Origin of the sequence: Polynucleobacter finlandensis, from assembly GCF_018881755.1 — a bacterium.
Classification (GTDB): Bacteria; Pseudomonadota; Gammaproteobacteria; order Burkholderiales; family Burkholderiaceae; genus Polynucleobacter; species Polynucleobacter finlandensis.
In genome coordinates, this window is the sequence record NZ_JACVPS010000007.1 from 26,587 (window position 1) to 50,514 (window position 23,928).

The 23,928-nt window shown below is 46.2% G+C and carries 25 protein-coding genes; 11 read left to right on the forward strand and 14 right to left on the reverse strand.

From position 1 onward, the window contains the following. The first annotated feature begins 55 nt into the window (after positions 1-55). Positions 56-1,867, forward strand: coding sequence for an AsmA family protein (locus tag ICN49_RS06130; RefSeq protein WP_216166798.1), 1,812 nt, complete (start codon positions 56-58; stop codon positions 1,865-1,867). A gap of 16 nt (positions 1,868-1,883) precedes the next feature. Here ICN49_RS06130 and ICN49_RS06135 read toward each other — a convergent pair whose 3' ends face one another. The 3 genes from ICN49_RS06135 to ICN49_RS06145 all read right to left on the reverse strand — a co-directional run bounded on the left by ICN49_RS06135 (position 1,884) and on the right by ICN49_RS06145 (position 2,736). Then, positions 1,884-2,234: a phage holin family protein gene (locus ICN49_RS06135; RefSeq protein ID WP_369411512.1), complete on the reverse strand. Its 351-nt coding sequence runs from the start codon at positions 2,232-2,234 to the stop codon at positions 1,884-1,886. Between the two features lie 62 nt (positions 2,235-2,296). Further along, positions 2,297-2,500 carry a SlyX family protein gene (locus ICN49_RS06140; RefSeq protein WP_216166800.1) on the reverse strand — a complete coding sequence of 68 codons (204 nt, stop codon included), beginning with the start codon at positions 2,498-2,500 and terminating at the stop codon, positions 2,297-2,299. Between the two features lie 14 nt (positions 2,501-2,514). Further along, on the reverse strand, positions 2,515-2,736 hold the full coding sequence (locus ICN49_RS06145; RefSeq protein WP_216166801.1) for a hypothetical protein: 222 nt from the start codon (positions 2,734-2,736) through the stop codon (positions 2,515-2,517). 33 nt (positions 2,737-2,769) lie between these two features. On the opposite strand from ICN49_RS06145, the gene ICN49_RS06150 reads away from it, so the two are divergent. Next, positions 2,770-3,786 (forward strand): LLM class flavin-dependent oxidoreductase, encoded by a 1,017-nt coding sequence (locus ICN49_RS06150; protein ID WP_216166802.1) that lies wholly within the window; start codon positions 2,770-2,772, stop codon positions 3,784-3,786. Here ICN49_RS06150 and ICN49_RS06155 read toward each other — a convergent pair. Together ICN49_RS06155 and ICN49_RS06160 are read right to left on the reverse strand one after the other, a co-directional pair. Next, entirely contained in the window at positions 3,783-4,199 is a 417-nt protein-coding gene (locus tag ICN49_RS06155; protein WP_216166803.1) for a putative toxin-antitoxin system toxin component, PIN family, read from the reverse strand. The genes ICN49_RS06150 and ICN49_RS06155 overlap by 4 nt on opposite strands. Before the next feature lie 16 nt (positions 4,200-4,215). Further along, a complete protein-coding gene (locus ICN49_RS06160) occupies positions 4,216-4,761 on the reverse strand; it encodes a YaeQ family protein (RefSeq protein WP_216166804.1) in 546 nt (181 codons plus the stop codon). Between the two features lie 79 nt (positions 4,762-4,840). On the opposite strand from ICN49_RS06160, the gene ICN49_RS06165 reads away from it, so the two are divergent. The 4 genes from ICN49_RS06165 (at position 4,841) to ICN49_RS06180 (ending at position 9,715) form a co-directional block, all read left to right on the forward strand. After that, positions 4,841-5,830, forward strand: a complete 990-nt coding sequence (locus tag ICN49_RS06165) for a tripartite tricarboxylate transporter substrate binding protein (protein ID WP_216166805.1) — start codon at positions 4,841-4,843, stop codon at positions 5,828-5,830. Positions 5,831-5,858: 28 nt separating this feature from the next. Then, entirely contained in the window at positions 5,859-7,472 is a 1,614-nt protein-coding gene (locus ICN49_RS06170; protein ID WP_216166806.1) for an NAD(P)/FAD-dependent oxidoreductase, read from the forward strand. Between the two features lie 26 nt (positions 7,473-7,498). Further along, complete coding sequence (gene hemN, locus ICN49_RS06175) at positions 7,499-8,914, forward strand: oxygen-independent coproporphyrinogen III oxidase (RefSeq protein ID WP_216166807.1); 1,416 nt, start codon at positions 7,499-7,501, stop codon at positions 8,912-8,914. Between the two features lie 171 nt (positions 8,915-9,085). Then, positions 9,086-9,715 (forward strand): OmpW/AlkL family protein, encoded by a 630-nt coding sequence (locus ICN49_RS06180; RefSeq protein ID WP_216166808.1) that lies wholly within the window; start codon positions 9,086-9,088, stop codon positions 9,713-9,715. A gap of 61 nt (positions 9,716-9,776) precedes the next feature. Here ICN49_RS06180 and ICN49_RS06185 read toward each other — a convergent pair whose 3' ends face one another. Then, the gene (locus tag ICN49_RS06185; protein ID WP_216166809.1) at positions 9,777-10,373 is read right to left on the reverse strand and encodes a P-loop nucleotide/nucleoside kinase family protein; all 597 of its coding nucleotides are present in this window, start codon (positions 10,371-10,373) and stop codon (positions 9,777-9,779) included. A gap of 67 nt (positions 10,374-10,440) precedes the next feature. Here ICN49_RS06185 and ICN49_RS06190 point away from each other — a divergent pair, with 67 nt between their 5' ends. After that, positions 10,441-12,366 carry an ATP-binding cassette domain-containing protein gene (locus ICN49_RS06190; protein ID WP_216166810.1) on the forward strand — a complete coding sequence of 642 codons (1,926 nt, stop codon included), beginning with the start codon at positions 10,441-10,443 and terminating at the stop codon, positions 12,364-12,366. Here the strand turns inward: ICN49_RS06190 and ICN49_RS06195 are convergent. The 4 genes from ICN49_RS06195 to ICN49_RS06210 all read right to left on the reverse strand — a co-directional run bounded on the left by ICN49_RS06195 (position 12,363) and on the right by ICN49_RS06210 (position 16,367). Beyond that, positions 12,363-12,689, reverse strand: a complete 327-nt coding sequence (locus tag ICN49_RS06195; protein ID WP_216166811.1) for a chaperone modulator CbpM — start codon at positions 12,687-12,689, stop codon at positions 12,363-12,365. The two genes, ICN49_RS06190 and ICN49_RS06195, sit on opposite strands and share 4 nt — an antisense overlap. Before the next feature lie 5 nt (positions 12,690-12,694). Next, positions 12,695-13,663, reverse strand: a complete 969-nt coding sequence (locus ICN49_RS06200) for a DnaJ C-terminal domain-containing protein (RefSeq protein WP_216166812.1) — start codon at positions 13,661-13,663, stop codon at positions 12,695-12,697. Positions 13,664-13,796: 133 nt separating this feature from the next. Next, on the reverse strand, positions 13,797-15,344 hold the full coding sequence (locus ICN49_RS06205) for a UxaA family hydrolase (protein ID WP_216166813.1): 1,548 nt from the start codon (positions 15,342-15,344) through the stop codon (positions 13,797-13,799). Between the two features lie 45 nt (positions 15,345-15,389). After that, positions 15,390-16,367 (reverse strand): Bug family tripartite tricarboxylate transporter substrate binding protein, encoded by a 978-nt coding sequence (locus ICN49_RS06210; protein WP_216166814.1) that lies wholly within the window; start codon positions 16,365-16,367, stop codon positions 15,390-15,392. Between the two features lie 95 nt (positions 16,368-16,462). Between ICN49_RS06210 and ICN49_RS06215 the strand changes: the two genes are divergently transcribed. The 3 genes from ICN49_RS06215 (at position 16,463) to ICN49_RS06225 (ending at position 19,439) form a co-directional block, all read left to right on the forward strand. Next, positions 16,463-17,605: a mandelate racemase/muconate lactonizing enzyme family protein gene (locus tag ICN49_RS06215; protein ID WP_216166815.1), complete on the forward strand. Its 1,143-nt coding sequence runs from the start codon at positions 16,463-16,465 to the stop codon at positions 17,603-17,605. 156 nt (positions 17,606-17,761) lie between these two features. Continuing rightward, entirely contained in the window at positions 17,762-18,685 is a 924-nt protein-coding gene (locus ICN49_RS06220; RefSeq protein WP_216166816.1) for an SMP-30/gluconolactonase/LRE family protein, read from the forward strand. A 10-nt stretch (positions 18,686-18,695) separates the two neighbouring features. Continuing rightward, the gene (locus ICN49_RS06225) at positions 18,696-19,439 is read left to right on the forward strand and encodes a GntR family transcriptional regulator (protein ID WP_216166817.1); all 744 of its coding nucleotides are present in this window, start codon (positions 18,696-18,698) and stop codon (positions 19,437-19,439) included. Between the two features lie 6 nt (positions 19,440-19,445). Here ICN49_RS06225 and ICN49_RS06230 read toward each other — a convergent pair whose 3' ends face one another. Beyond that, positions 19,446-20,147: a pirin family protein gene (locus ICN49_RS06230; RefSeq protein WP_216166818.1), complete on the reverse strand. Its 702-nt coding sequence runs from the start codon at positions 20,145-20,147 to the stop codon at positions 19,446-19,448. Positions 20,148-20,223: 76 nt separating this feature from the next. Here ICN49_RS06230 and ICN49_RS06235 point away from each other — a divergent pair, with 76 nt between their 5' ends. Beyond that, positions 20,224-21,633, forward strand: coding sequence for a TAXI family TRAP transporter solute-binding subunit (locus ICN49_RS06235; protein ID WP_216166819.1), 1,410 nt, complete (start codon positions 20,224-20,226; stop codon positions 21,631-21,633). Here the strand turns inward: ICN49_RS06235 and ICN49_RS06240 are convergent. From ICN49_RS06240 to ICN49_RS06250, 3 genes are all read right to left on the reverse strand, one after another. Further along, on the reverse strand, positions 21,630-22,088 hold the full coding sequence (locus tag ICN49_RS06240) for a phosphate-starvation-inducible protein PsiE (RefSeq protein ID WP_216166820.1): 459 nt from the start codon (positions 22,086-22,088) through the stop codon (positions 21,630-21,632). The two genes, ICN49_RS06235 and ICN49_RS06240, sit on opposite strands and share 4 nt — an antisense overlap. Before the next feature lie 106 nt (positions 22,089-22,194). Beyond that, positions 22,195-23,469, reverse strand: a complete 1,275-nt coding sequence (locus ICN49_RS06245) for an NAD(P)/FAD-dependent oxidoreductase (RefSeq protein WP_216166821.1) — start codon at positions 23,467-23,469, stop codon at positions 22,195-22,197. 10 nt (positions 23,470-23,479) lie between these two features. Beyond that, a complete protein-coding gene (locus tag ICN49_RS06250; protein WP_216166822.1) occupies positions 23,480-23,815 on the reverse strand; it encodes a c-type cytochrome in 336 nt (111 codons plus the stop codon). Positions 23,816-23,928: the final 113 nt, after the last annotated feature.

Here is a 23,928-nt window from a genome sequence, read left to right on the forward strand (position 1 = left end):
CTAACCTGATTGTCAATGTTGCGGTGCTTTTATGAGGCATGCGCTATATTGAGATATGCATAAAAACCTGAAGTTATTCCTGCTGGTATTTCTAGCTTTACTCGTTTTAGCGATGGGGGGTGCTTGGTACGCCATTAGTACGATTAACCCTGCCCAACTCACGCAGCTATTGAGCTCTTCTGTAAAGGCAGCTACTGGGCGTGATTTGAAGATCGCAGGACCTGTGAGCTTGACGATCTTTCCCTCTATTGGCGTTAAGGCTGAAGATGTTTCTCTTAGTAATGCCACTTGGGCTTCGGGCTCAGACATGATTCAGCTCAAGCGGATTGATATTGGCATTCGCTTGCTGCCTTTATTGAGCAAGCGTATAGAAATTACCCGTATCAATCTCAATGGCTTGGATGCTCACCTGCAATCCAACGCTGAGGGGCGGGGCAATTGGGTTTTGGCTGCCCCTCTGGCCCAGGGAGTTACAGCGAATGCCAATACTGATAAACCAGAAAGTGCTGCACCTAGTAATGGCGACGATAGTTTTGTCTCTATCGAAAATGTCAGCATTACAGATGCTCGAATTTCTTATAAAGATGGCTCTGGGCCTCAAAATATTTTTGAAGTACAGCGCTTATCTTTATCGGGCGGTGGCGATAAGACTGCCATTCAATTGGATATGAAGCATGCTAATGACAGTTTAGGGGTGAGCGGCAAAGTAACGTCCGTTCGCAAAATATTGAATAGTTGGAATGCCTCGCCATTAAAGGTCAATATTGACCTGGACATTACTTTGAATGGCAAATCACTCTTGGTTCGTGGCGATGTTCATAAAACTCCCCAGCAGTTAGTAAGTTTTGATATTGCCCTCAAATCAAAATCTTTTGATTTGACCTCGCTTGTAGCTGGCTCCGCTTTGGCGGCGTCCGATGGCAATATCCCGCATACTGCCTCAAAACCAAAAAGAAAGTCTAAATACTTCTTTAATGAAGATCATTTGCCATTTGATCTATTGCCGATGGCAAATGGCAAGGTTAATGTTGACATTGCTCAGTTGGGCTTGCCAGATCAGGAGCCTATTCGTGATTTGCGTGCAACCTTAACATTCAGTGGTGATCGCATCAACATGCAAGACTTTAGTTTTGAGTTGGGCAATGGTCGTGCGCAGGGAAATGTATCTCTAGATAAGTTTCAGAGTACTGCGCCGAGCCTCTCTATCGATGGCTTTGCCAAAGGTTTTACGATTGAACAGATTCTCGCTGATGCTAAATCCAAGGTCAGTGGTGGCGACACTAAGGTTGCATTTAATTTGAAGAGTTCCGGAATCAGCATGCATCAATTGGCTAGTAGAGCAAACGGTAAAATTCAAATATCGGTTGGCCAAGCAAAACTTGCAACCAGTTTCCTCAATAAAGGCGGTGATTTTGTGATCACAGTGCTTGATGCTGTGAATCCCTTGCGCAAAAAATCCAATCAAACTGTTTTGGAGTGCGCGGTAGCGTATTTACCAATCAACAATGGCCTGGTGAGTGTTGTTGATACTGTTGGCGTAGAAACTGACAGGTTAGACGTGGTGCTTAATGGCACTGTGAATTTGAATAATGAGGAAATTAACCTCAAGATCTTTCCCAGGGAGAAATCAGGGCTTACCTTGGGCGTTGATTTGGGCAACCTGATCAAATTACAGGGAACGCTACAAAATCCTAGCTCGGGAATTAATCAGGCTGGAGTGGTGAATAGCGCAGTGACAATTGGCCTAGGTATCTTGACTGGCGGCGCTACGATCTTGGCTGAAAATGCTAAGTCGATGGCGACCAAGTCACAGCCATGCAAGACTGCGCTGCGTCCTTGGTCGGATATTACTGCAGGAGCAAATTAGTACTTAAGACAAATCCTTAAAACAGCACTCCGCTAACAAAGAGGCTGAACAAAGCAATAAAGATACTGGCAAAAAATGCTGTCCAGAAGCTGGAGATGGTGAAGCCGCTTACTAGTGAAGAAACTAGCATCAACACCAGTGCATTAATGACTAGCAAGAATAATCCCATCGTCAACACAGTCAGTGGGAGTGTGAATAGGATGAGAAGTGGTTTCACAATGGCATTAGCAAAGCCAAGCAACAGAGCTGCAATCAAGAGCGATCCACCATCGGCAAAGCGCAAGCCACTAAAGATATAGCTGGCTACCCACAGGGATAAAGAGGTTAATGCCCATTGAACTAGGAACGGCGTTAAGTTACCCATGATTAACTCCTTTGAAGTAATTAAATGTCAGTTGCTATTGATGCTGGCTTAATGGTATCAGTTGCCTAATAGTGTGGGGGAATTTCATCTTTAAGGCTGCCTGAACCGCCACCACCGCTGCTACTGGCTTGTTCTTTAATGGATTTGAGCTCTCGATATAAAAACTCAATTTGCTGTTGTTGTTTGTAAACAATCTGATTGAGTTTTTCGATGAGGTCTTCTGTGAAACTCAGCTTAATTTCTAGATTAGTAATGCGATCTTCGCTCATTTCATGCTCCCGTTTTATTCTGTGATGAGTTCAAAGCGCCCATCTTCCATCTCTGCTTTTGGTCTGATCCAAAAATCATGACTTTGCAGAGATTCATAAACATAGGCCGGTTCTAGATTCGCTTCTACGTTGGCCAGCAGAACGACTTTATAAAAGCCACCTGTCTTTTTGTGCTTAAGCTTACTACCAGGTTTAAAGAGGCCTTCATCAGCCGCTGCCATTCGCGCTTGGTTCATGTCAAATCTTTACTTTCTCAGTATGATCTTGGGATGACTAATAGTGTCCCGTACTCCATTCTAGATATATCTCCGATCCCGCAGGGATTTACCGCAGCAGATGCTTTGCGCAATTCCTTGGATGTTGCGCAGCATGCCGAGCAGTGGGGCTATACGCGCTATTGGCTGGCTGAGCATCACAATATGACAGGTAATGCGAGTTCGGCCACGGCAGTCGTGATTGGGCATATCGCTGCAGGTACCTCGCGTATTCGGGTGGGTTCTGGTGGCGTGATGCTGCCGAATCACGCCCCCTTAGTCATTGCAGAGCAGTTTGGCACCTTAGCCTCACTCTTTCCCGATAGGATTGATCTGGGGCTTGGTCGTGCGCCTGGTACCGATCAAATGACAGCAAGAGCTTTGCGTCGAGACTTATTGGGCAGCGATGATCGCTTTCCACAAGATGTGCGTGAGCTGCAACACTACTTTGGACCCATTCAGGAGGGGCAGGCTGTTAAAGCAATTCCGGGGGCTGACACCGAGGTGCCTATTTGGATTTTGGGCTCAAGCCTATATGGCGCTCAATTGGCAGCCCACTTTGGCCTGCCTTATGCCTTTGCCTCTCATTTTGCTCCCGAGCAATTGATCGATGCCATGAATACCTATCGCAATCTATTTAAGCCCTCAGATAAATTAGCTAGCCCTTATGCTGCTTTTGTGATGAATGTGGTTGCTGCTGATACCGATGAACAAGCTCAGTATTTATTTACAACCTTAGAGCAGCATTTTGCAAGAATGCGTCGCAATACTCGCGGGCAATTACCTCCACCAACTAGCAACATGGAAGACTTCTGGGAGCCGCATGAAAGAGCATCAGTAATACGCTCTTTAGCGTGTTCTGCAGTGGGCTCTCTCGAGACTGTCAAACAACAGATGCAGCATTGGATGGATCTAACGGGTGCAAATGAGGTGATTGTGACCGGTCAGATATTCGACCATCAGGCGCGATTGAAATCATTTCACATTGCTGCGCAAGCAGCGCAAAGCTTGAACCTCAAGCTCTCGGTCTAGAGAGCAAAGGCGTTGTAGTCAGCAGTAATCCAGACGCCTTCTTTGAGTGCTTGAGTTGCTAGTTTCAATACAGCATTGTCTTTGCTGATTAAGATCGAAGGCCGTACTGTAAAGGCAAGATCTAAAAAGACCTGATCATCAGGGTCTTGGCATTTCCAAGGCGCCGGTTCTAGCTTGGGATCTTCTATCGACTGACTCAAAGACTGCCACTGCCCCATGATTTCTGCTTGTCGGCCTTCTTCTAGGTCAAAGAATGGGCGAGAGATGACATCGGCTAATTCTTCTACGCTAGTTTGGTTTAAATAGGTCTTGATCTGTCGATTGAGAACAGCATTTCTTAATCGGTCCGCTCTGACATCTTCAAAGACAAAAATATCAAGCAAGATATTGGTATCTAAGATGATGGGCTTCATTGCTGAAATTGACTACTTAGGTATTGTTGCGCCAGATCTCAGGAGTAATAGTGACTTGTCCTTGATCGGAAGAAACGTAGACTTCACCATCCTGAATGTTGATATGGATAACCATACTACGTTCCACTAATTTATTGAGTTCATTGGCCTGTTCAGCTGGAATAGAAATGACTTTTAAGTTGCGAGCACGTGTGAGCTTATTGGCAATGCCATCCCACCAGATTTTGCTTGTATGCCCGCCATAGCAATACACAATCACCTGGTCGGATCGTCCACATGCTTTGAGAATGCGGCGTTCATCAGGTTGGCCAATCTCAATCCATAACTTAATCGCATCTGTGAGGTCTTTAATCCAGAGATCCGGCTCATCGGTATCGCTCAGTCCTTTGGTGAAGGTGAGATCTTCTTGTGCCTGGAGGGCAAAAGCGATGAGCCTCACCATCATCCGCTCTTCGGTCTCGGAGGGGTGTTTAGCAATGGTTAGCGAGTGACTACCGTAGTAATGACGGTCTGAATCGGCGACGTGGAGGTCGGCTTTGTGGATAGTTGCGCGTAGAGCCATGGCGCATTATCGCCTTTAAAGAGCGCTAGCCATATACCCAGTATCATTTTGTGAATTAGGCCCTTTAAACGGAATATCCATGAATACTTCCCTTGCTCGTCAAATTCGCTATTTCTTAGTCTTAGTGACAGGAGTGATTTTGTCTAGCCTTGGCCATTCGGCCTTGGGAGCAGAAGTTTGGCCTAGTAAGCTGATTAAGATCGTCGTGCCATTTTCACCAGGCAGTGTTCAGGATGCTTTGGCTAGGTCCTTCTCAGTTGAATTAGGCCAAGCGCTTGGACAACCAGTCTTAGTTGAGAACAGGGCGGGTGCCGGTGGCACTGTCGGAACTGGCATTGTGGCTAAATCTGCACCTGATGGATATACCTTGGTGATGGCTGCAGCGAGCCACAACATCAATGGCACTTTATTTCCTAAATTAAATTTTGATCCGATTAAAGATTTCACGGCAGCAGCCTATATTGGAACTAGCAGTTACATCTTGATGACTAATACAGAATCTCCAGCAAAGACTGTTGCTGAGTTTGTTGCGCTGGCCAAGGCTAAGCCAGGACAATTTAATTACGCTAGTGCTGGTAATGGCAGTGCATCACATTTAGCGATGGCTTATTTCGATAGTATGGCTGGCATTGATTTGGTTCATATTCCCACCAAAGGGACGGGTGATGCGATTACCGAGTTACTAGCTGATCGTGCACAGGCAGTGATTGCTGCGAACGTTGCTGCACTTCCATTTGCCACTGACAGTCGTATTCGTTTCTTGGGGGTATCTTCAGAGAAACCTTCGCCTTTTGTACCCGGCGTTCCTCCTATTGGTAATTCGATAAAAGGTTACGCATTTGACAGTTGGTTTGGTTTGCTGGCGCCCGCTGGTACACCAAAAGAGGTGACTAATAAAATTTCTGCAGAAATGTCTAAACTACTGAAACAGCCAGAGATCATTGAGCGTATGCGACGTCAGGGTATTGAGATTGGCAGTCTTACGCCTAATGAGTTCAATCAACTGCTTGTCAAAGATTTCGATCGGATGGCGAATGTGGTTAGAATCTCGGGGGCGAAGGCAGAGTAAGCATTCATACTGTGTATCGTAGAACCCCATGATTCGTATTACTGAACTGCGTTTACCGATTGACCATCCTCCTGAGGTATTGGAGCTGGCCATTCTCAAGCGCCTACATTTAGCCCCTAAAGACTTAAATACATTTACTGTCTTTAAGCGCAGCTACGACGCTAGAAAAAATGTAGCGCTCGCCTTCATTTACACCGTTGATCTCTCCGTGAAGGATGAAGAGGGCGTACTCAAGCAATTTGCAAATGATATTCACATCAGACCTTCGCCTGATACAAGCTATCACTTTGTTGCTAAAGCGCCAGAGGGTATTGAATCGGGAACACTGCTGCGACCTGTCGTGATTGGTTTTGGACCCTGTGGGATTTTTGCGGCATTGGTATTGGCACAGATGGGATTCAAGCCGATTGTGCTTGAGAGGGGTAAGAAAGTTCGCGAGAGAACCCAGGATACCTGGGATTTGTGGCGCAAAAATGTTTTAAACCCGGAATCTAATGTCCAGTTCGGCGAGGGTGGAGCAGGTACATTCTCAGACGGTAAGCTTTGGAGCCAAATTAAAGATCCTAAGTTTTATGGTCGCAAGGTATTGAACGAGTTTGTCAAATCTGGAGCTCCGGAAGAAATTCTCTACGTCGCTAAACCCCATATTGGCACCTTCCGTTTGGTAGGTATGGTCGAAAAAATTCGGGAAGAGATTATTGCGCTGGGTGGCGAGATTCGTTTCTCTCAGAAAGTCATCGGCTTTGATATTCAGAATGATCACATTCAGGGCGTCAAAATAGAAGGGCATGACGATCTACCGGCTAATCAGGTAGTGCTCGCCTTAGGTCACAGCGCACGCGATACCTTTCAAGCATTGCATGATGTTGGTGTGTATATGGAAGCCAAACCCTTCTCGGTGGGTTTTCGGATTGAGCATCCTCAATCCCTGATTGATAAAGCGCGCTTAGGTCCCCATGCTGGCAATCCCATGATCGGCGCTGCCGATTATAAGTTGGTGCATCACGCTAAAAATGGCCGTTCTGTGTATAGCTTTTGTATGTGCCCGGGCGGTACCGTAGTTGCTGCAACCTCGGAGCCAAATCGTGTTGTCACTAATGGCATGAGTCAATACTCCCGTAATGAGCGAAATGCGAATGCCGGAATCGTCGTTGGCATTACGCCTGATGATTACCCTGGCGGTGCAATGGCTGGTATTGAGTTCCAGCGAGCAATTGAATCAAAGGCCTATATCCTTGGTGGGTCAACTTATGAAGCGCCAGGTCAACTGGTCGGCGACTTTTTAGCAGGTAAGCCTTCTACAGAGTTTGGCAGCGTCATACCATCCTATAAGCCTGGTGTGCATTTAACGGATTTAGCAGATAGCTTGCCTGCCTATGCCATAGAGGCGATCAGAGAGGCTATTCCTGTCTTTGAAAAGCAGATTAAGGGCTTTTCGATGAAAGATGCTGTCTTAACTGGGGTTGAAACCAGAACTTCTTCGCCATTACGCATTACCCGGGGCCCTAATTTTCAAAGTCTGAACATCAAAGGCCTATACCCTGCGGGCGAGGGAGCTGGTTATGCGGGTGGAATCTTGTCGGCAGGCGTCGATGGGATTAAAGTGGCAGAAGCAGTCGCACTTGATTGCCTCTCTCAATAATGCATATTTAACATCGATTCGTCTTTATGGGCACAGCAGTGGTTAATTCGTCAAACAGTGAAGTAGAAGTGCTATTCCATCCTGAGCTTTTGAAAAAGTTTGATATCAATGGACCGCGTTATACCTCTTACCCAAGCGCAGATCGATTCGATAATGAGTTCGCTGAAGTGGATTATTTGGGCGCGCTTGAACGGGTCGCCAGAGTTGACGAGCCTTTATCGCTGTATTTTCACTTACCCTTCTGCCCAAACATTTGTTACTACTGTGGCTGTAACAAAATTATTACTAAAGATCATGGCCGTAGCGCCAAGTATATTAAGTATGTAGCCAAAGAAATGGCGATGGTGACCGCAGCTATGGGTGCTCAGAAAAAAATCCCTATTACCCAATTGCATTGGGGTGGCGGTACACCAACTTTCTTGTCTCATGAAGAAATGACAGAACTCATGTTCTACACGCGTGAGCATTTTGAGTTACTCCCTGGTGGTGAGTACTCGATTGAGATTGATCCTCGCCGCGTTACCGAAGCAGATATTGCATTACTAGCTGAGCTTGGATTTAATCGGATTAGCCTTGGAGTTCAAGATTTTAATTTGGCAGTGCAAGAAGCAGTGCACCGCGTCCAAACTGTCGAAGAGACGCGTGCTGTCATTGACTGGTCCAGAAAGTATGGATTTAAATCCAGAAGCGTCGATTTGATCTACGGCTTACCCAAGCAAACACCCGAAACATTTAAAGAGACAGTGGATCTAGTGCTGGAGATGAGTCCTGATAGGCTCTCCGTCTATAACTATGCGCACTTGCCACACATCTTTAAGCCGCAGCGCAGAATTTCTGAGGCAGAGTTGCCGCCAGCAGCGGATAAGCTCAACATTCTTTCGAATACGATTGAGCGCTTGGGTGAGGCAGGTTATGTCTTTATTGGAATGGATCACTTCGCCAAACCGGACGATGAATTAGCGATCGCTCAGAAAGAAGGAAAGTTGCATCGCAATTTTCAAGGCTACTCCACTCAGGCTGAGTGCGATTTATTGGCCTTTGGTATTTCTTCTATTGGCAAGGTGGATGATTGCTATTCGCAAAACGTCAGAACCTTAGATGAGTATTACGCCGCAATTGATGCTGGCCATTTGCCAACCCTTAGAGGGATGCGTTTGGACAAGGATGACCTATTACGCCGCGAGCTCATTGGCGAGTTGATGTGCCAATTTGCACTAGACACTGATCAGTTTGCAAAAGATCATGGAATCGAATTTCCTAAATACTTTAAGGTCGAGCTTGAAGAATTAAAAGGCTTGGAAGAGGCCGGGCTCCTTGAATGGCAAGGGTTTCGCATGGTAGTGCCTATCAAAGGACGTCTCTTAGCAAGGCGCGTAGCCATGACTTTTGACCGTCATTTAAGAGAATCTCAAGCGCGCGGAACCTACTCCAAGGTTCTGTAAAAAGATCAAATGTCGCTTGTTTTGATATAGATCAAAAACTCGACAAAACATTGTTGCTTTTAAGCAAATGGTGACAAATCTATGACAGTGGGTTTGATGCAAATCAAATCCATTTCCTTCTCGCAATTTGAAAATGAATTCATCAAATTGAAAACAAAAGAGGGAAATATCATGCGTCTCAAATCACTAGTAGTGGCCATGGCCGCAGTAGCTTCATTGGCACCAATTGCATCACAAGCTCAATCATCAGGCGAAAACCCATGGATGGTGCGTGTACGTGCAACAGACTTAATTTGGCAAAATGGTCAGTCTGGCGCTGTGGTTCAGGGTGCCAACGTTAAAGCTGCTAATAAAGTCATTCCAGAGTTCGACGTTTCCTACTTCTTTACCAAAAATATTGCTGCGGAGTTGGTGTTAACTTATCCACAAACTATCAACATTAATTACACTGCCAACCAAACAAATCTTGGTTCTATCAAAGCTTTACCACCATCACTCTTGCTTCAATACCACTTTACTGACTTGGGTGCGCTTAAGCCTTATGTTGGTGCTGGCGTGAACTACACCATTTTTAGTAATCGCAATAACCTTGGTAATGGCGCTTATTCTGTGGATAGTTCCAGTGTTGGTGCTGTAGGTCAAGTTGGCGCAGACTATATGCTTGATAAAAACTGGGGTCTAAACATTGATGTTAAGTACGCGACTATGTCTACAAACGTTACGAGTGCTGCTGGAGTAAATGGGGGTAAGTTGACTCTTAATCCATGGATGCCTTCTGTTGGTGTTGCATACAAGTTCTAAGAATTCAGTTCTTAGGTCTTGAGGTAGGGCTCCTGAAGGGGCCCTATTTTTTTAATCTTTTTTATTGAGTCAGTTGTTCAACGAGTTTCTCAAAGCGCTCTTCGTTGAACTGAAGATTATCGAATCGAAAAATGGCTGGATGCTCTGGTGGCTCAATTCTGCGTTTGGCATATTGATTCCAGTTTGCTAGCTTCCAATCATCTCGTGGATCTTCACGTTGCTCTATCCGAAGCTTTGCTTCCTTCTCTTCTAAATCTATCCAGGCAAGTCGGATGCTGGTTTCTGGTGGAATACCCAAAGCTGTAGGGCTAAACATCTTGCCACTTTGAATTTCTCTTGAGAATGGTCCAACCAAAATGACATTCACACCGAGGAGTAGATTTTCTCTGGCGATATCAATCAGGCCGGAATATTCCCAATCACGCAGATTTTCGAGGTAGTAGGGGCTGTCTCGGTCATTGGGGTTATGGGTAGTCAGCTGCATCATGTGTGAGCTATAGGCCCCATAAACCGTATCTTTATCCAAGAAGAAAAAATCTGCCCCGGTCTTTTTGACAATCAGGGGCAGAGCCCTCTTGGCTAGAGTAGATTTTCCAGTTCCGGCATGGCCGGCAAAAAGAATCAGGCGCGGTGCGGAAGTCGATAATTTGCAGGTCATATGCAGCTAGTCTCGCAGAAATTGAGGGAAATATCCCCTCTTTTGCTGAAGCGTTGATAATGTCGCCATGGCTTTAATCGTACTTACTGATGCAAAACTGGCTTTTGGCCACGTTGACCTCCTCGCAAACACCGCTTTTTCCCTCGAATCTGGGGAGCGTGTTGGCTTAATTGGCCGCAATGGCACTGGCAAATCTTCTTTATTGAAGATCTTGGCTGGCATAGAGAAATTGGATGATGGACTGCTGCAATACCAGCAAGGCCTGCGTATAGCCTATGTCCCCCAAGAACCCATTTTTGAAGCGAATGAAACCGTCTTCGATGCAGTGTCTCAAGGCGTTGCACAGGCCAAGGCGCTACGTGAAGAGTATGAGGCTCTCAGTATCGGAGAATGGGATGATGCGTCTCACCATCGCCTTGACGAAGTTCAGTCTCAGTTGGAGTCCGTCAGCGGATGGAACTGGGAACAACGTGTTCATGAAACCTTAGACCGATTACATCTCGAAGCCGATCTGAAGATCAATACATTGTCTGGTGGGACCAAGAAACGGGTTGCCTTAGCGCGCGCTTTAGTTGAGGTCCCTGATGTACTGATTTTGGATGAGCCTACCAACCATTTGGACTTGGATTCGATTGCTTGGTTAGAAGAGCTCCTAAAAGAATATCAAGGCTCGGTCATTTTGGTGACGCATGATCGCGCCTTCTTGGACAATGTTTGCACACAAATTGTGGAGCTGGATCGCGGCATATTGCGCTCATATCCCGGAAACTTTTCAGCGTATGAGGTTTTAAAAGATCAGGAAATGAATTCCGAATCATTGGCTAATGCGCGTGCGGATAAATTGCTTGCTCAAGAAGAAGTGTGGATTCGTAAAGGGGTTGAGGCGCGTCGGACACGCAGCGTTGCCCGTATTGCCCGTTTAGAAAATCTTCGCGTGAGCCGCTCACAAAGGCGCGATGCCATTGGCCAGGTCAAGCTAGCTGTATCTGCTGGAGATCGTAGTGGCAAGATTGTTGCCGACCTACAGAATGTGTCGAAATCTTATGATCGACCAATCGTGACAGATTTCACAGCAACCATTTTGCGTGGCGACAAGGTTGGTTTCTTGGGACCTAACGGCGCTGGTAAAACAACTTTGCTCAAGTTAATTTTGGGAACGATTGCACCGGATTCTGGTACAGCGACGATGGGTACCCGTATTGAAGTGGCTTACTTTGATCAAATGCGTGAAGGTCTTGACCTCAATGCCTCTTTGGAAGATTACATTAGCCCTGGAAGTGAATGGATCGAGATCAATGGCAATCGTAAACATGTGAAGAGTTATTTAAGCGATTTCTTGTTTTCTCCTGAGCGCACAAATTCCCCTGTAAGCACTTTATCTGGTGGTGAGCGTAACCGCCTACTACTAGCCCGCTTGTTTGCAAGACCCGCAAACGTATTGGTGCTTGATGAGCCAACGAATGATTTAGATATTGATACCTTGGACTTGCTCGAGCAGTTACTACAAGACTACAAAGGCACTGTCTTCTTAGTAAGTCACGATCGCTATTTCTTGGACAACGTGGTTACCAGCATTATTGCGAATGAAGGTGATGGCTTTTGGCGCGAGTATGAGGGTGGCTACGAAGATTGGAAGATTCAAAAGGCGCGTTCAGATAAAATTCGCGCAGCAAATGGCGCTGCAAAACAAGAGCAAACAACTAAGCCTGTTGAGAAGACGGTTGCTAAGACTGAAGTAAAGCCTGCGGCAGTTAAAGGTGGGGTGTCAAAGCTAAATGGTAAAGAGCGTCAAGAGCTTGAAGTATTGCCTGTGCAGATTGAGAATCTGGAAACAGAGCAGGCGGATATTGGAATCGAGATGAGTAATCCCGATTTGTATAAAAATGAGCCTGAGCTGGCGGCCAGCATGCAGGCTCGTTTATCGGAGATTACCGCTGACTTAGAGCAAAAGATGCAGCGTTGGGAAAGCTTATTGCAAAGGGCTGAGGTTTAGTCCTTTTTGCTGCTAGCAATGCGCACCAGTTGCGCTCTAAGATCAGAGATTTGATCCAGTAACTGAAGCGCCAGCGCCAATCCCGGGGTATTGATTTCGAGATCTCTACTCAGGCGCACGGCGGTCTTGGTTCTGCTTAATGAATCGCCGCCAAAGCGCCAGTCCTGAGGTGATGATCCTGTTGGGCTGAGGACGCCCTCAGTAACCCATGCCATGATGAGTTCTTCGCTAGTGCTTGCCGCTTGAGATAGTTCCACAATACTCATGTGAATTTCATTCTCAACAATGGCGCCTTCAATCCAGGTGATATTCGTTTGTGTCATATCCATCATCCCTTCAAGTGTGTTCTGGGGTTGAATTCAAAAGCTTTCTCAAATTCTTGATAAGCTTCTTTTTGAGCATCATTATCAGCAGGCGGTGTCGCAATTATCGTAACGACATAGAGGTCCCCAGGCTCCTTGCTTGGAATGCCTTTGCCTTTGAGTCGCATCTTGCGACCTGCAATGGTATTTGCTGGAATAGTTAGCTCTAGTGTCGTGCCTGCTGGAGTGGGTACTTTTACCGTTGTACCAAGTGCCACCTCCCATGGCGCAAGTGGTAAGTCCAGATAAACATCTTTGCCATCAACTCGGTAGATCGGGTTGGGGTGGAAATCAATTTCCAAGTAGAGATCACCCGCGCCGCCTTCACCCATACCAGGCCCTCCTTGCCCACTTAAGCGCAGATTTTGTCCGGCTTTAATTCCTTTGGGAATGCTGACATCGAGTTTGCGCTCTTGGGTTGTGACATGACCGCTTGCATCCAGAGTTGGCATATGCAGAGCAATAGTTCTTTTGGCGCCGTTGTAAGCATCGGCGAGATCAATCAAAATTTTTGCGTGATGATCTTGGCCCTTAAAGTGCATACCTTGATCTTGTCTAGAATGGCCACCACGTCCACCTTGGCGATGCTTACCTCGACCGAAAAGAGATTCAAAGAATTCACTTTGATCTCCTTCGTAGCCGCCACCCCCAAAACCGCCGTCTGAGAATTCAAAACCTTCATTCCAGTTTGGCGGAGGAGTGAAGTCTTGACCACTCTTCCAGTTGCTACCCATTTGATCGTAAGCTGCGCGCTTCTCTGTATCTTTGAGCACGGCATAAGCTTCACCAACTTCTTTAAAGCGCTCTTCAGCATCCTTTTCTTTGTTGACGTCTGGATGATATTTTCGAGCTAGCTTGCGATAAGCACTTTTAATATCGGCTTCAGTGGCACCACGTGCAACACCTAGCGTTTCGTAGTAATCCTTAAATTTCATAAGCCTGCTTTAAGTCCCGATTGAGCTAATAGCATTAATTCTACAGTCCCTTAGGGATTGATTTCAGCTTCTTTTGAACAAAGAAAAAGCGGGCTCGTGGCCCGCCTGTTCTAGGTACTGCAGTGGCTGGAACTTAGCTCATCACGCCAATTTGCCAAGGTACGAACTCATAGTCCCCAAGACCCAGCAATTCACTCTTAGAGGCTTCGCCAGAGGCGGTACGTAGGAAGAGTTCAAAAATCCGCTGCCCCATCTCTTGAACTGATACCGTGCCATCCAGAATTTCTCCGCAGTTGATGTCCATGTCTTCAGTCAAGCGTTGATACATGGGCGTATTGGTTGCCAATTTGATGCAGGGGGCTGGCTTGGAGCCAAACATAGAACCACGCCCCGTAGTGAAAGCGACTAAATTGGCGCCACCTGCAATTTGCCCTGTTGCAGAAACCGGATCAAACCCTGGCGTATCCATAAATACAAAGCCTTTTGCAGTAACAGGTTCGGCGTACTTATACACTTCCATTAATGGGCCTGTGCCACCTTTCATGGAAGAGCCGAGTGACTTTTCAAAGATATTAGCAAGACCGCCAATTTGATTTCCTGGGCTGACTTGACCATTGATCTGAACATCGCGGCCGACTGAGTATTCATCTTTCCACCAACGAATTCGCTTGATGAGTTTTTCACCAATCTCTTTTGAAGCAGCTCTGCGAGTAAGTGTATGTTCAACCCCGTAGATCTCAGGAGTCTCTGACAAGATGCCCGTACCGCCATGACGTGAGAGAATATCAATAGCTGCTCCGAGTGCTGGGTTCGCTGTAATCGATGAGAATCCATCCGATCCACCACATTGCAAACCAACCATCAGGTGGCTGGCCGAAACAGTTTCTCGTTTTGCTTTATTGGCTTCTGGTAACAGCGCTTTAACGGCTTGGATGCCTGCTTCAATGGTTTTACGAGTTCCGCCAGATTCTTGCATGATGAAAGTGTGCAGATTGTGACCTTCTTTGAGATCTTCTTGCTCCATCAGGCCCTTGAGTTGATTGCGTTCACAACCAAGACCCACGATTAGAGCAGCCGCTAGGTTAGGGTGACGTGCATAGCCTGCCATGGTGCGGCGGAGCAATTGCATTGGCTCACCACTCATTTCCATGCCACAGCCAATGTCGTGACTAAAAGCGACTACCCCATCCACATTCGGAAAATCTTTTAAGCGTTCAGGCGTAAACCAGTCAGCAATTTTGTTGACAACGGTTGCTGAACAATTCACCGTTGACAAGATGCCGATGAAGTTGCGTGTGCCCACTTTGCCATTAGGACGCACATAGCCCTGGAAGCTTGCACGCTCAGATTCTGGCAGCATTTGAGTGGGCTTGAACTCGCTAGCGTAAGCATAGTCACGATCAAATTCCCGGAACTCGGTGTTATGGCTATGCACCATCGTGCCCGGTTCAATATCGGTGTTTGCAAATCCAACGGTAACGTTGTATTTGAGAATAGGGTCGCCCTTAGCAATCTTTTTAGTGGCAATCTTATAACCAGCAGGAACCTGACTGCGGCTTGTAAAGTGCTCACTCGGCACTTCGGTCCCAATGCTGACATCAACCCGAGCAACAACAATGTTGTCATTTGGATGAAGTCGAATAATCGGGCCAGCTAATTTTTTTCCAGAAGTTTCAATCATGTTTTCTCACACTTAAATTCAAATTAAATAAATCATTCCAAGTTTTTACTCAGGCTTAACGCCGGATTCTTTCACAATTGGCTCCCACTTCTTCAGCTCGCTCCGAATGTAGCCTCCCAATTGATCGGGAGTACTCAGTCTAATATCAAACCCTTGTCCTGCCAGACGCTCTTTAACTTCAGGGTTTTCTAAGGCTTTCGCAAGTTGGCTATTTAAGTAGGTAATGACGGGCTTGGGGGTTCCGGTAGGAGCTACAACTGCATAGACTAACTCCACTTCGTATCCAGGAATCGTTTCTGCAATGGTTGGTACTTCAGGCGCATTTGGAGAGCGCCTAAGGCTGGTTACGCCGATGCCAATCAATTTGCCTGTTTTAAGGTATTGAAGAACAGATGGAGTGCCAACCATTGCCAATTGCACTTGACCACCCAATACATCATTCAAGGCTGGTGCAGCGCCTTTGTAAGGCACATGAACAATCTTGACGCCTGCGAGATTATTTAAAAGTTCGCCACCCATATGCAATGGAGTGCCCGCACCAGAAGTTGCGTAATTGAGCTTTCCAGGATTTGCTTTTGCATAGGCAATCACTTCTTTTAGATTTTTAGCTGGCAATTCAGGATTGGCAACAAGCGCGAGCGAAGAGGATGCCACTAAGCTAACTGGCGCAAAATCTTTCAGAGTGCTGTAACTTAACTTGGGATACATTGCCTCATTAATTGCTTGAGTTCCCACCATCATCAGAAGTAGGGTGTAGCCATCCGCTGGAGATTTAGCAACAAAGTCTGCAGCGAGGTTGGTACCAGCACCAGGCTTGTTTTCTACTAAAACAGGTTGACCAGTTAAAACACTTAGGCGCTGTCCAATCGACCTTCCCAATACATCTGAAGGGCCTCCAGCTGCAAACGGGATGATGAGGCGAATCGGTTTATCCGGATAAGCGGCTTGCGCCTCGCCTCCCATCATGAAGGCGCTGGCAATGCCTAGCCCAATCAATGTCAGAATGGCTTTAATTCGGGGCATCAAAAAGATTCTTGTTGCATTCGCTTTCTTGGGGGATATCATTTTGTCTCCTACTTATATTATTAATTTTCTTTCACTACTTTTTACTTCATTCCATGCAAATACGTAGCGCCCAACTATATCCGCTTGAGTTGCCAATGATTAAGCCAATCAAAATGGCTGGCGAAACCATCACCCATGCACAAACTTTGTTGATTCGATTGATAGATGAAGATGGGCGCGAAGGCTGGGGTGAGGCTAGTGCCGCGCCACTGATGACTGGCGAAACCTTGGGTAGCATTGCTGCGAGCACTGAGTATTTGACTTCGAAGTTGCTGGGTAAAGAAATTGCTAATCCAGATGCCATTCAATCCTTGCAAGATCAAGTCTTGTATTCGAACGCATCTGCGAAATCTTGTTATGAAACCGCTCTCATGGATCTGTTTGCGCAAAGACAGGGAGTGCCACTTTATCAGCTGCTTGCAGGGGATCAGGTTGTTGATTCCAATGGCAGGCTGGAGATGTTGCATATGCTGGCGTCTGGCAATTTGGAGGCCGAGCTTGAGGAAGCAAACCAGTTGCGTCAACTTGGCTACCGTCAGTGGAAGATCAAAGTGGGTACTGGCAATCTTGCCAATGATGTCTTGCGTGTGCGCGAACTGAGCAAGGCCCTGCGAGGTGATGTCGTTTCGGCTGACGCTAATCAAGGTTTGACGATTGAAGAGGCGCTTGCCATTGCTTATGCAGGCGTTGAGAGTGGCTTGAGTTTCTTTGAGCAGCCATACCCAAGTAGCATGATTGATGCTGCCAGTACCCTGCATCATGAGACGCGTCTTCCCTTGTGTGCCGATGAATCGATTCAATCCTTGGAAGATATTATTGAGCTTCACGAAAAAGGTGCTGCTCAAGGAGTTAGTTTGAAGTTGATTAAGCTGGGTGGTACTCAGGCAATGGTTCGGGCAGGGCGCGAGTGCCTCAGACGTGGCATGAATATCAATTTGGCTTGCAAGGTTGCCGAGACCAGCATTTCTGCTGCGGCAACTGCTCATGTTGGCTTTGCTTTGGGTGAGATTGCATGGGGGTACAGCATGTCTAACCGCTATCTGGCCAAAGACATTTGTGAGAATCCGCTTGCCCCAATCGGTGGTGCGATTTTGATTGAGCAATTGAGTAAACCTGGTTTGGGCTATGCACCTGAGGCTAAGCACCTTGCCGAATTTGCGAGCAAGACCCTTCCCGTGCGGGAATTTAATATCTAAGTGATTGTTGATCGGGTATTGCTGCATTGCTTCCAATATTGTTCGGACAAGTTTTAGTTTGATATAACTATACCCTTAATTATTCATAATTCCATTGTCTTCCGTGGATTTGTGTTAAATTAACTTGTCCGAACAAATAAATAGGAGGAGACCTGTATGTACAACCCATTTCAGCCCGTAGAGAAGATTAAAGCCGAGGTATTCATGACGATGCCGGCTAAATTCCGTAAAAAAAGCCGCACAGGCTGGTCTGATCCAAACCGCCAGGGTGCAGAAGTTGAGTGCTTCTTAGAAGGCCCTTCTTTTGATCGCGAAGGAAATCTATGGTTCGTAGATATTCCTTTTGGCCGTATCTTCCGCATCACTCCTAAGGGTGATTGGGAGTTGGTCACTCAGTACGATGGCTGGCCTAATGGCTTGAAGTTTCACAAAGATGGCCGCGCATTCATTACTGACTACAAAGCAGGCTTGCTTTCTTTGGATCCAAAAACAGGAAAAATTGAAACCGTTCTAGGCTCAATGTATAGCGAGAACTTCAAAGGCTTGAATGATTTACATTTCGCATCCAATGGCGATTTGTATTTCACTGACCAAGGTCAAACTGGTATTGCCGATCCATCTGGCCGCGTGTTCCGCTTAAGTGCAGATGGCAAATTAGATCGTTTGGTAATTAATGTCCCAAGTCCAAACGGTATTACTTTGAATACCCAAGAAAAGCATGTATTTGTTGCGGCGACACGTTCACAGCAAATTTGGCGCTTACCTTTGATGGCTGATGGTTCCGTTTCTAAAACTGGTGTAGCGATTCAGTTATCTGGCGGCGCTGCTGGTCCTGATGGTATTGAGATGGATTCTGAGAATGGTCTGTTGGTATGTCATTTGGGCGTCGGTATTTGGCGCTTTGATAACAATATGCTGCCTACCCATTTGGTATATTCAGAAAATCCACATCACCACCATTTAGCCAACTTATGCTTTGGTGGCGACGGCAAAGATCTTTACATTACTGAATCCATGTCTGGCGATATTTTAAAAGCTCGTATGCCAGTCGCTGGTAAGAAGATGTTTGGTTTGAGCTAAGACTATCGACATGCATGAAAGACTGCTAAATCAAGAGCCTGGAATTCCTTTACATCAGGCTCTTGCAGCAACTCTTGAAGAGCAAATTCGCGAGGGGGCTTGGGCTGTAGGCTCTCCCATTCCCCCTGAAGTTGCGCTATGCAAGCTCTATAGTATTAGTCGGCATACCCTAAGGCATGCCCTAAGCACTCTGGAAGACGGCGGCCTGATCGTTCGTCGACAGGGCGCTCCAACCCGCGTGATCTCACGTCAACGTCCCAGAAAATTTACCCAAAGTTTCAACTCGCCTGCGGATATTCTGCGCTACCCAAAAGAAACCTATCGGGTTAACGAAGTAGAGGAATACGTAGAGTGTGATTCCGCTTTGGCAAGTTTATTAAAGGTGCCCGTTGGATCGTCTTGGTATCACATTGGTGCGGTTCGTAAGCAGCAAGGCTCTGACCTCACTATTGCATGGTCTGATATTTATATTCTGCCTAAATTTGCCGAGCTCACTTCTGAGCCTGACCACACGCATTCTATGGTGTACGAGCAAATCGAAAGGCGTTTTGATGTGCACATTGATCGTGCCGAGGTAGACGTTTATGCTTGCGGCGCATCACCTGAAATGGCTAAGGCCTTGGATATTCCAGAGGGAACGCCTTGTCTGGCAATTATTCGTCACTACTTTGATGCCAACGGAAGTCCTTTTGAGATTTCCGTTGCCTATCATCCTGAAAAACGATTTGTCTACAGCATGGAATTTAGAGGCTAATTAAATCTAGGCTGTTAGTTCAAATACCAGCACTTCAGCATTTTCGCCATCCTTGATTTGGATTTGGGCTTCGTCTTGAATGAGTAGTGCATCCCCGCTTGTCAATATTTCGCCGTTCACATTCAGAGAGCCTTGAATCAAGTGAACGTAGGCTTTCAGTTTTGGATTGATCGCCAAGGTGGCAAACTCTTCGCCGTTAAATAATCCCGCGTATAACTTTGCATCGGCATGAAGCCTGACGGAATGATTGTCACCATTAGGCGACGCTATTAGGCGAAGCTTTCCTTGCTTATCTTCTAGCGGAATCGTTTTTTGTTCATACCCAGGCGTCACTTCAAGAATGCTAGGCTCAATCCAGATTTGTAAGAAGTGGGTGGTTTGGTCTTTAGCGTGATTGAACTCACTGTGGGTAACTCCGGTACCTGCGCTCATGCGCTGAACATCGCCTGGCGGAATGCCTTTGACATTGCCCATGCTGTCTTCATGAGCTAGCTCACCTGAGAGGACGTAGCTAATGATCTCCATATTACGATGCCCATGCTTTCCAAAGCCCATTCCAGCAGCTATACGGTCCTCGTTGATGACTCGTAAATTACCCCATCCCATGAATTTAGGGTCGTGGTATCCAGCAAAGGAGAAGGAGTGGAAGCTTTTGAGCCAGCCATGGTCAGCATAGCCACGATCTTGGGATTTTCTAAGGAAGTGCATGGTTTGATCTGTTCGCTTGTGAAAGTAAATAAGCACATTATCATTAGCTTTAGATTATTTTGCTAATAGGCAAGCCATGGGAAGCTTTCATCAAAACTTAAAAGATACTGGCCTGGGTATAGTAGAGGCTGCGCAAGAGTATTGGCATGACTTCATTCTATTTATGCGCGAAGCATGGATTTTGCTTTCATTATTATTTGTGGGTTTGGCGATTACTTGGTGGTTTATTGATCCACCGCCGCCAAAGCATGTGATTCTTGCTACGGGATCGGTTGGTGGTGAGTACCAGGCTTTAGGTGAAAAGTATGCCGAGTTCTTCGCAAAGAAGCACATCACTCTCGAGCTATTGCCTACAAATGGCGCCCAAGAAAATATTAACCATTTGGTCGACCGTAAAGATCCTGTGCAGGCGGCATTTGTTCAGGCCGGTGTGGCGAGTTCAAAGGGGGCTGCGGGTGTTCAATCTCTCGGCAGTATTGGTTATGAACCCATTTGGTTTTTTTACCGTGGCCCAGTTGTAAAGGAGACTGATTTTGAAGAGTTACATGGGCGTCTAAAGTATTTTGTTAATGCAAAGATTTCAGTTGGCATAGAGGGTAGCGGTACGCATGCGCAAGCAATGCACGTTTTGGAGGCTTCTGGTTTAGTTGGGGGGTCTAAGTTGGTTTATTTACCAGGTGCGAAAGCAGTTGAAGCTTTGCAAAAAGGCGAGGTTGATGGTGTTTTTATGGCCGATGGTATTGAATCGGCAAACGTTCAGATTTTGCTGAAGGATCCAAGTCTGCATTTGGTTAATGTCAAGCGTGCTGGTGCTTATGCTCATGCCCTCCCTTTTTTACACGTCTTAAAAGTCCCAGAAGGGGGATTTAATTTAATTCGTAACTTCCCAAGTAAGGACATCAATCTTTTGGCGACTACCACCCAATTGTTGATTGATGACCGTATGCACCCAGCTATTCAGTTTTTATTTTTGGAGGCTGCAAAAGAGATTAATGGTCAAGCCTCATTCTTTGCTGAGCGCGGGGAGTTTCCATCGTTTAAAAATTCAAGCTTTCCTGAAAGCCCTGTAGCAGTGCATTTTGAGGAAAAAGGTGCGCCATTACTGATGGATTACTTGCCTTTTTGGCTGGCAGAGTTAGTCAATAGACTCTTTGTGGTGTTATTGCCATTTTGTGCTTTTGCCTACCCAATTTTCTTGGCTTTACCAAGCTATCGCAAGCGGCGAGTGCAGGTTCGTATTCATCGCATGTATGGCGCCTTGAAGATGTTTGAGGGGGAGTTAATCGCCTCCTACGATCCTGGAAAGCATAATGAGTACTTGGCCAAAATTGATTTAATGGAGTATGAAGCTTTAAAGCTTCAAGTCTCTAAGAGCATGTCGAGTGACTACTATGCGTTGCGCACCAGTATTGATTACGTTCGCAATTGTCTGAATCGGGGTGTACACCCCTATCAGACTATTGCTACGGAACAATTACCAAGCTAATCGCTGATACCGTTTTTGCTGGGGTATTTGTAAGAGGCGTAACGAACGACGGCATTCGCTAGCGCTAAAACCAAGATCGTAATTCCCATAAAGAGGATGGCCATATCCGCTTCATGCTTGGTATTCACCAAATCAATAATAAGACGCGTTACTGCAGTGATCGCAACATAGATGAGGAAGCGCACCGGCATATGATTGGTTTTGAAATAAATCCCCACCATGGCGCCAATTTCTAAATAGATAAATAGCAAGAGCAGATCTTCGATCGACGCTGAGCCTTTATTTGCCATTCCTATAAAGGCAACACCAGCTGACCAGACTGTCGCAGCTCCGATACCGAATAGGGCAATACGATGAAAGAGGGAAACAAATAAGTTGCCAATGGGAACCGTCCATTTTTCAATGGCATCCTCCAGCTTGGATGCATCCTTGGGTAAGGCAGGTGGCAAGTTCATGAAATCTCCTAATTTAATATTATTTGTCTCAGTATTAGGTATCTAGCCGAGTTAGTAAACAAAAAAGAGGCATAAAAGCCTCTTTTTTATGAACTCTTGACTTCTGTCAAGCTAAGCTATCAGCCCAGATATTGTGTGCCCAGCCCCAGGCATAGACCCCTTCTAGGGTTGAGGGGGCAGGGGATAGTCCACCTGCACCAGGAACGGCTTTAAAGGTCTTTTCAGTAGCATCATATTGATGCACGCTGGCTACATGAATGGTTTGCCTTTCATTCACAAAGCTATAGCAGGTATTGGTTAGTACTGGGGCTGGATTGACTTCCCAACCACTCAGTTCAGCAACAATCGCGGCAGCTGCAACTTTGGCATGTTGGTTGGCCATATGCCCGGATTTTGGCATCGCTGGTGCAACCTGAATAGAGTCCCCCAAGACGTGGATATCTTTACGCGCCGTTGACTCAAAATTTAAGTAATGAACGTTGACCCAACGGCCATTGGAATTTGCAAGCCCAGTGTTCACTGCAATTGCTCCGGCACTCATTGCTGGCAATATATTTAGCACATCTGCTTTGATGTCATCCTCTACTTCAATCTTCAAGGTTTTTGTTTTGGCATCTACGGCGATCACATTATTTCTGGGGCGATAGTCAATCAAGCCAGGGTATTGCTCAGCCCATACCTTTTTAAACAAGGCACCTTTGGAGGTGACATCTTGATTTGCATCCAAAATAAGCACTTTGGATTTTGGCTTGTGCTGTTTGAGGTAGTTTGCGACCTGGCATGCTCGTTCGTAAGGACCAGGGGGGCAACGATAAGGCGCCTCCGGAATGCTAATAGCAAATACGCCACCATCACGCATGGCCGCCAATTGCTTATGAAGTGCGACCGTTTCTGGGCCGGCCTTCCAGGCTTGTAGTGTCACACCCTCTTTATTTGCCTGAGCGAGACCTTCAATGCTACTCATGATGAGGCTGACGCCTGGCGAGACAACCGCCTTGTCATAGGACAAGATTTTTCCTGAGGCGAGCTTAGCCGTTTTCTTATCTGGGTCGATACTCACAACACTGTCTTGTATGACTTTAATGCCGTGGCGTTTGCTTAAGTTGTCATAGGAAGAGGTGATGTCTGCCATGGTGCGAGATCCCCCAACCACAAGATTGGAGAGTGGGCACGATAAAAATGCGGCATTAGGCTCTATTAAAGTGACACGGGCAGTGTTGTTAGAAAAGAGGCGTAAATACTTTGCTGCTGTTGCACCGCCGTAACCACCGCCAATGACTAATATTTCTGCCTTTTGTAGGTTGGCACGAGCTTGCCCAGAGAAGCCAGCCAGCAAGCCCACTCCTGCAGCACTTTGACCTAAGAAATGTCGACGATTCATATTGGCTCCTTTATTGTTTTTTGCCAAGTTGAAGGGCGATGGTTTGAAGCTGCTCATCGGTGTAGCCCTTCGTAAGTTGGGGCATGATCGTACCTTCGCGCGAACCATTTTTGTATGCTTGAAGTTGAGTCAGCATGTGTTCGCTTGTAAAAGTATTGATGAGTGGGATGCTAGCGCCTACGACACCATTCCCATTTGTGCCATGACAGTTAGCACAGGTTGCAGCTAAACCACTTTTATATAGCTGGCTTGCATTTGATATTTGGGCGATTGTAGGGTTGCTCATGAAGCCCAATCCAATGAGCATGGTCATGAAGTAAGTGAGTTTGGGATATTGATTTCTCATGGGAATACTCTTTATTTTCTCTAGTGCAATATTAATAATGACTAAGCGGTATTGAATGCACCTATCTTAAACAGTAGTCTAAGATAAAACATGGTTTTGAATAGAATCAATCT

Excerpts from the sequence above, each read along its gene's own strand:
- ICN49_RS06165 (WP_216166805.1), top strand. The coding sequence starts at position 4,841 with ATGAATACTTCCCTTGCTCGTCAAATTCGCTATTTCTTAGTCTTAGTG.
- ICN49_RS06240 (WP_216166820.1), bottom strand. The coding sequence starts at position 22,088 with ATGAACTTGCCACCTGCCTTACCCAAGGATGCATCCAAGCTGGAGGAT.
- ICN49_RS06230 (WP_216166818.1), bottom strand. The coding sequence starts at position 20,147 with ATGCACTTCCTTAGAAAATCCCAAGATCGTGGCTATGCTGACCATGGC.
- ICN49_RS06145 (WP_216166801.1), bottom strand. The coding sequence starts at position 2,736 with ATGAACCAAGCGCGAATGGCAGCGGCTGATGAAGGCCTCTTTAAACCT.
- ICN49_RS06185 (WP_216166809.1), bottom strand. The coding sequence starts at position 10,373 with ATGACCTGCAAATTATCGACTTCCGCACCGCGCCTGATTCTTTTTGCC.
- ICN49_RS06150 (WP_216166802.1), top strand. The coding sequence starts at position 2,770 with ATGACTAATAGTGTCCCGTACTCCATTCTAGATATATCTCCGATCCCG.
- ICN49_RS06200 (WP_216166812.1), bottom strand. The coding sequence starts at position 13,663 with ATGAAATTTAAGGATTACTACGAAACGCTAGGTGTTGCACGTGGTGCC.
- ICN49_RS06195 (WP_216166811.1), bottom strand. The coding sequence starts at position 12,689 with ATGACACAAACGAATATCACCTGGATTGAAGGCGCCATTGTTGAGAAT.
- ICN49_RS06225 (WP_216166817.1), top strand. The coding sequence starts at position 18,696 with ATGCATGAAAGACTGCTAAATCAAGAGCCTGGAATTCCTTTACATCAG.
- ICN49_RS06160 (WP_216166804.1), bottom strand. The coding sequence starts at position 4,761 with ATGGCTCTACGCGCAACTATCCACAAAGCCGACCTCCACGTCGCCGAT.
- ICN49_RS06130 (WP_216166798.1), top strand. The coding sequence starts at position 56 with ATGCATAAAAACCTGAAGTTATTCCTGCTGGTATTTCTAGCTTTACTC.
- ICN49_RS06140 (WP_216166800.1), bottom strand. The coding sequence starts at position 2,500 with ATGAGCGAAGATCGCATTACTAATCTAGAAATTAAGCTGAGTTTCACA.
- ICN49_RS06210 (WP_216166814.1), bottom strand. The coding sequence starts at position 16,367 with ATGCCCCGAATTAAAGCCATTCTGACATTGATTGGGCTAGGCATTGCC.
- hemN (WP_216166807.1), top strand. The coding sequence starts at position 7,499 with ATGGGCACAGCAGTGGTTAATTCGTCAAACAGTGAAGTAGAAGTGCTA.
- ICN49_RS06170 (WP_216166806.1), top strand. The coding sequence starts at position 5,859 with ATGATTCGTATTACTGAACTGCGTTTACCGATTGACCATCCTCCTGAG.
- ICN49_RS06190 (WP_216166810.1), top strand. The coding sequence starts at position 10,441 with ATGGCTTTAATCGTACTTACTGATGCAAAACTGGCTTTTGGCCACGTT.
- ICN49_RS06235 (WP_216166819.1), top strand. The coding sequence starts at position 20,224 with ATGGGAAGCTTTCATCAAAACTTAAAAGATACTGGCCTGGGTATAGTA.
- ICN49_RS06245 (WP_216166821.1), bottom strand. The coding sequence starts at position 23,469 with ATGAATCGTCGACATTTCTTAGGTCAAAGTGCTGCAGGAGTGGGCTTG.
- ICN49_RS06205 (WP_216166813.1), bottom strand. The coding sequence starts at position 15,344 with ATGATTGAAACTTCTGGAAAAAAATTAGCTGGCCCGATTATTCGACTT.
- ICN49_RS06215 (WP_216166815.1), top strand. The coding sequence starts at position 16,463 with ATGCAAATACGTAGCGCCCAACTATATCCGCTTGAGTTGCCAATGATT.
- ICN49_RS06250 (WP_216166822.1), bottom strand. The coding sequence starts at position 23,815 with ATGAGAAATCAATATCCCAAACTCACTTACTTCATGACCATGCTCATT.
- ICN49_RS06180 (WP_216166808.1), top strand. The coding sequence starts at position 9,086 with ATGCGTCTCAAATCACTAGTAGTGGCCATGGCCGCAGTAGCTTCATTG.
- ICN49_RS06220 (WP_216166816.1), top strand. The coding sequence starts at position 17,762 with ATGTACAACCCATTTCAGCCCGTAGAGAAGATTAAAGCCGAGGTATTC.
- ICN49_RS06155 (WP_216166803.1), bottom strand. The coding sequence starts at position 4,199 with ATGAAGCCCATCATCTTAGATACCAATATCTTGCTTGATATTTTTGTC.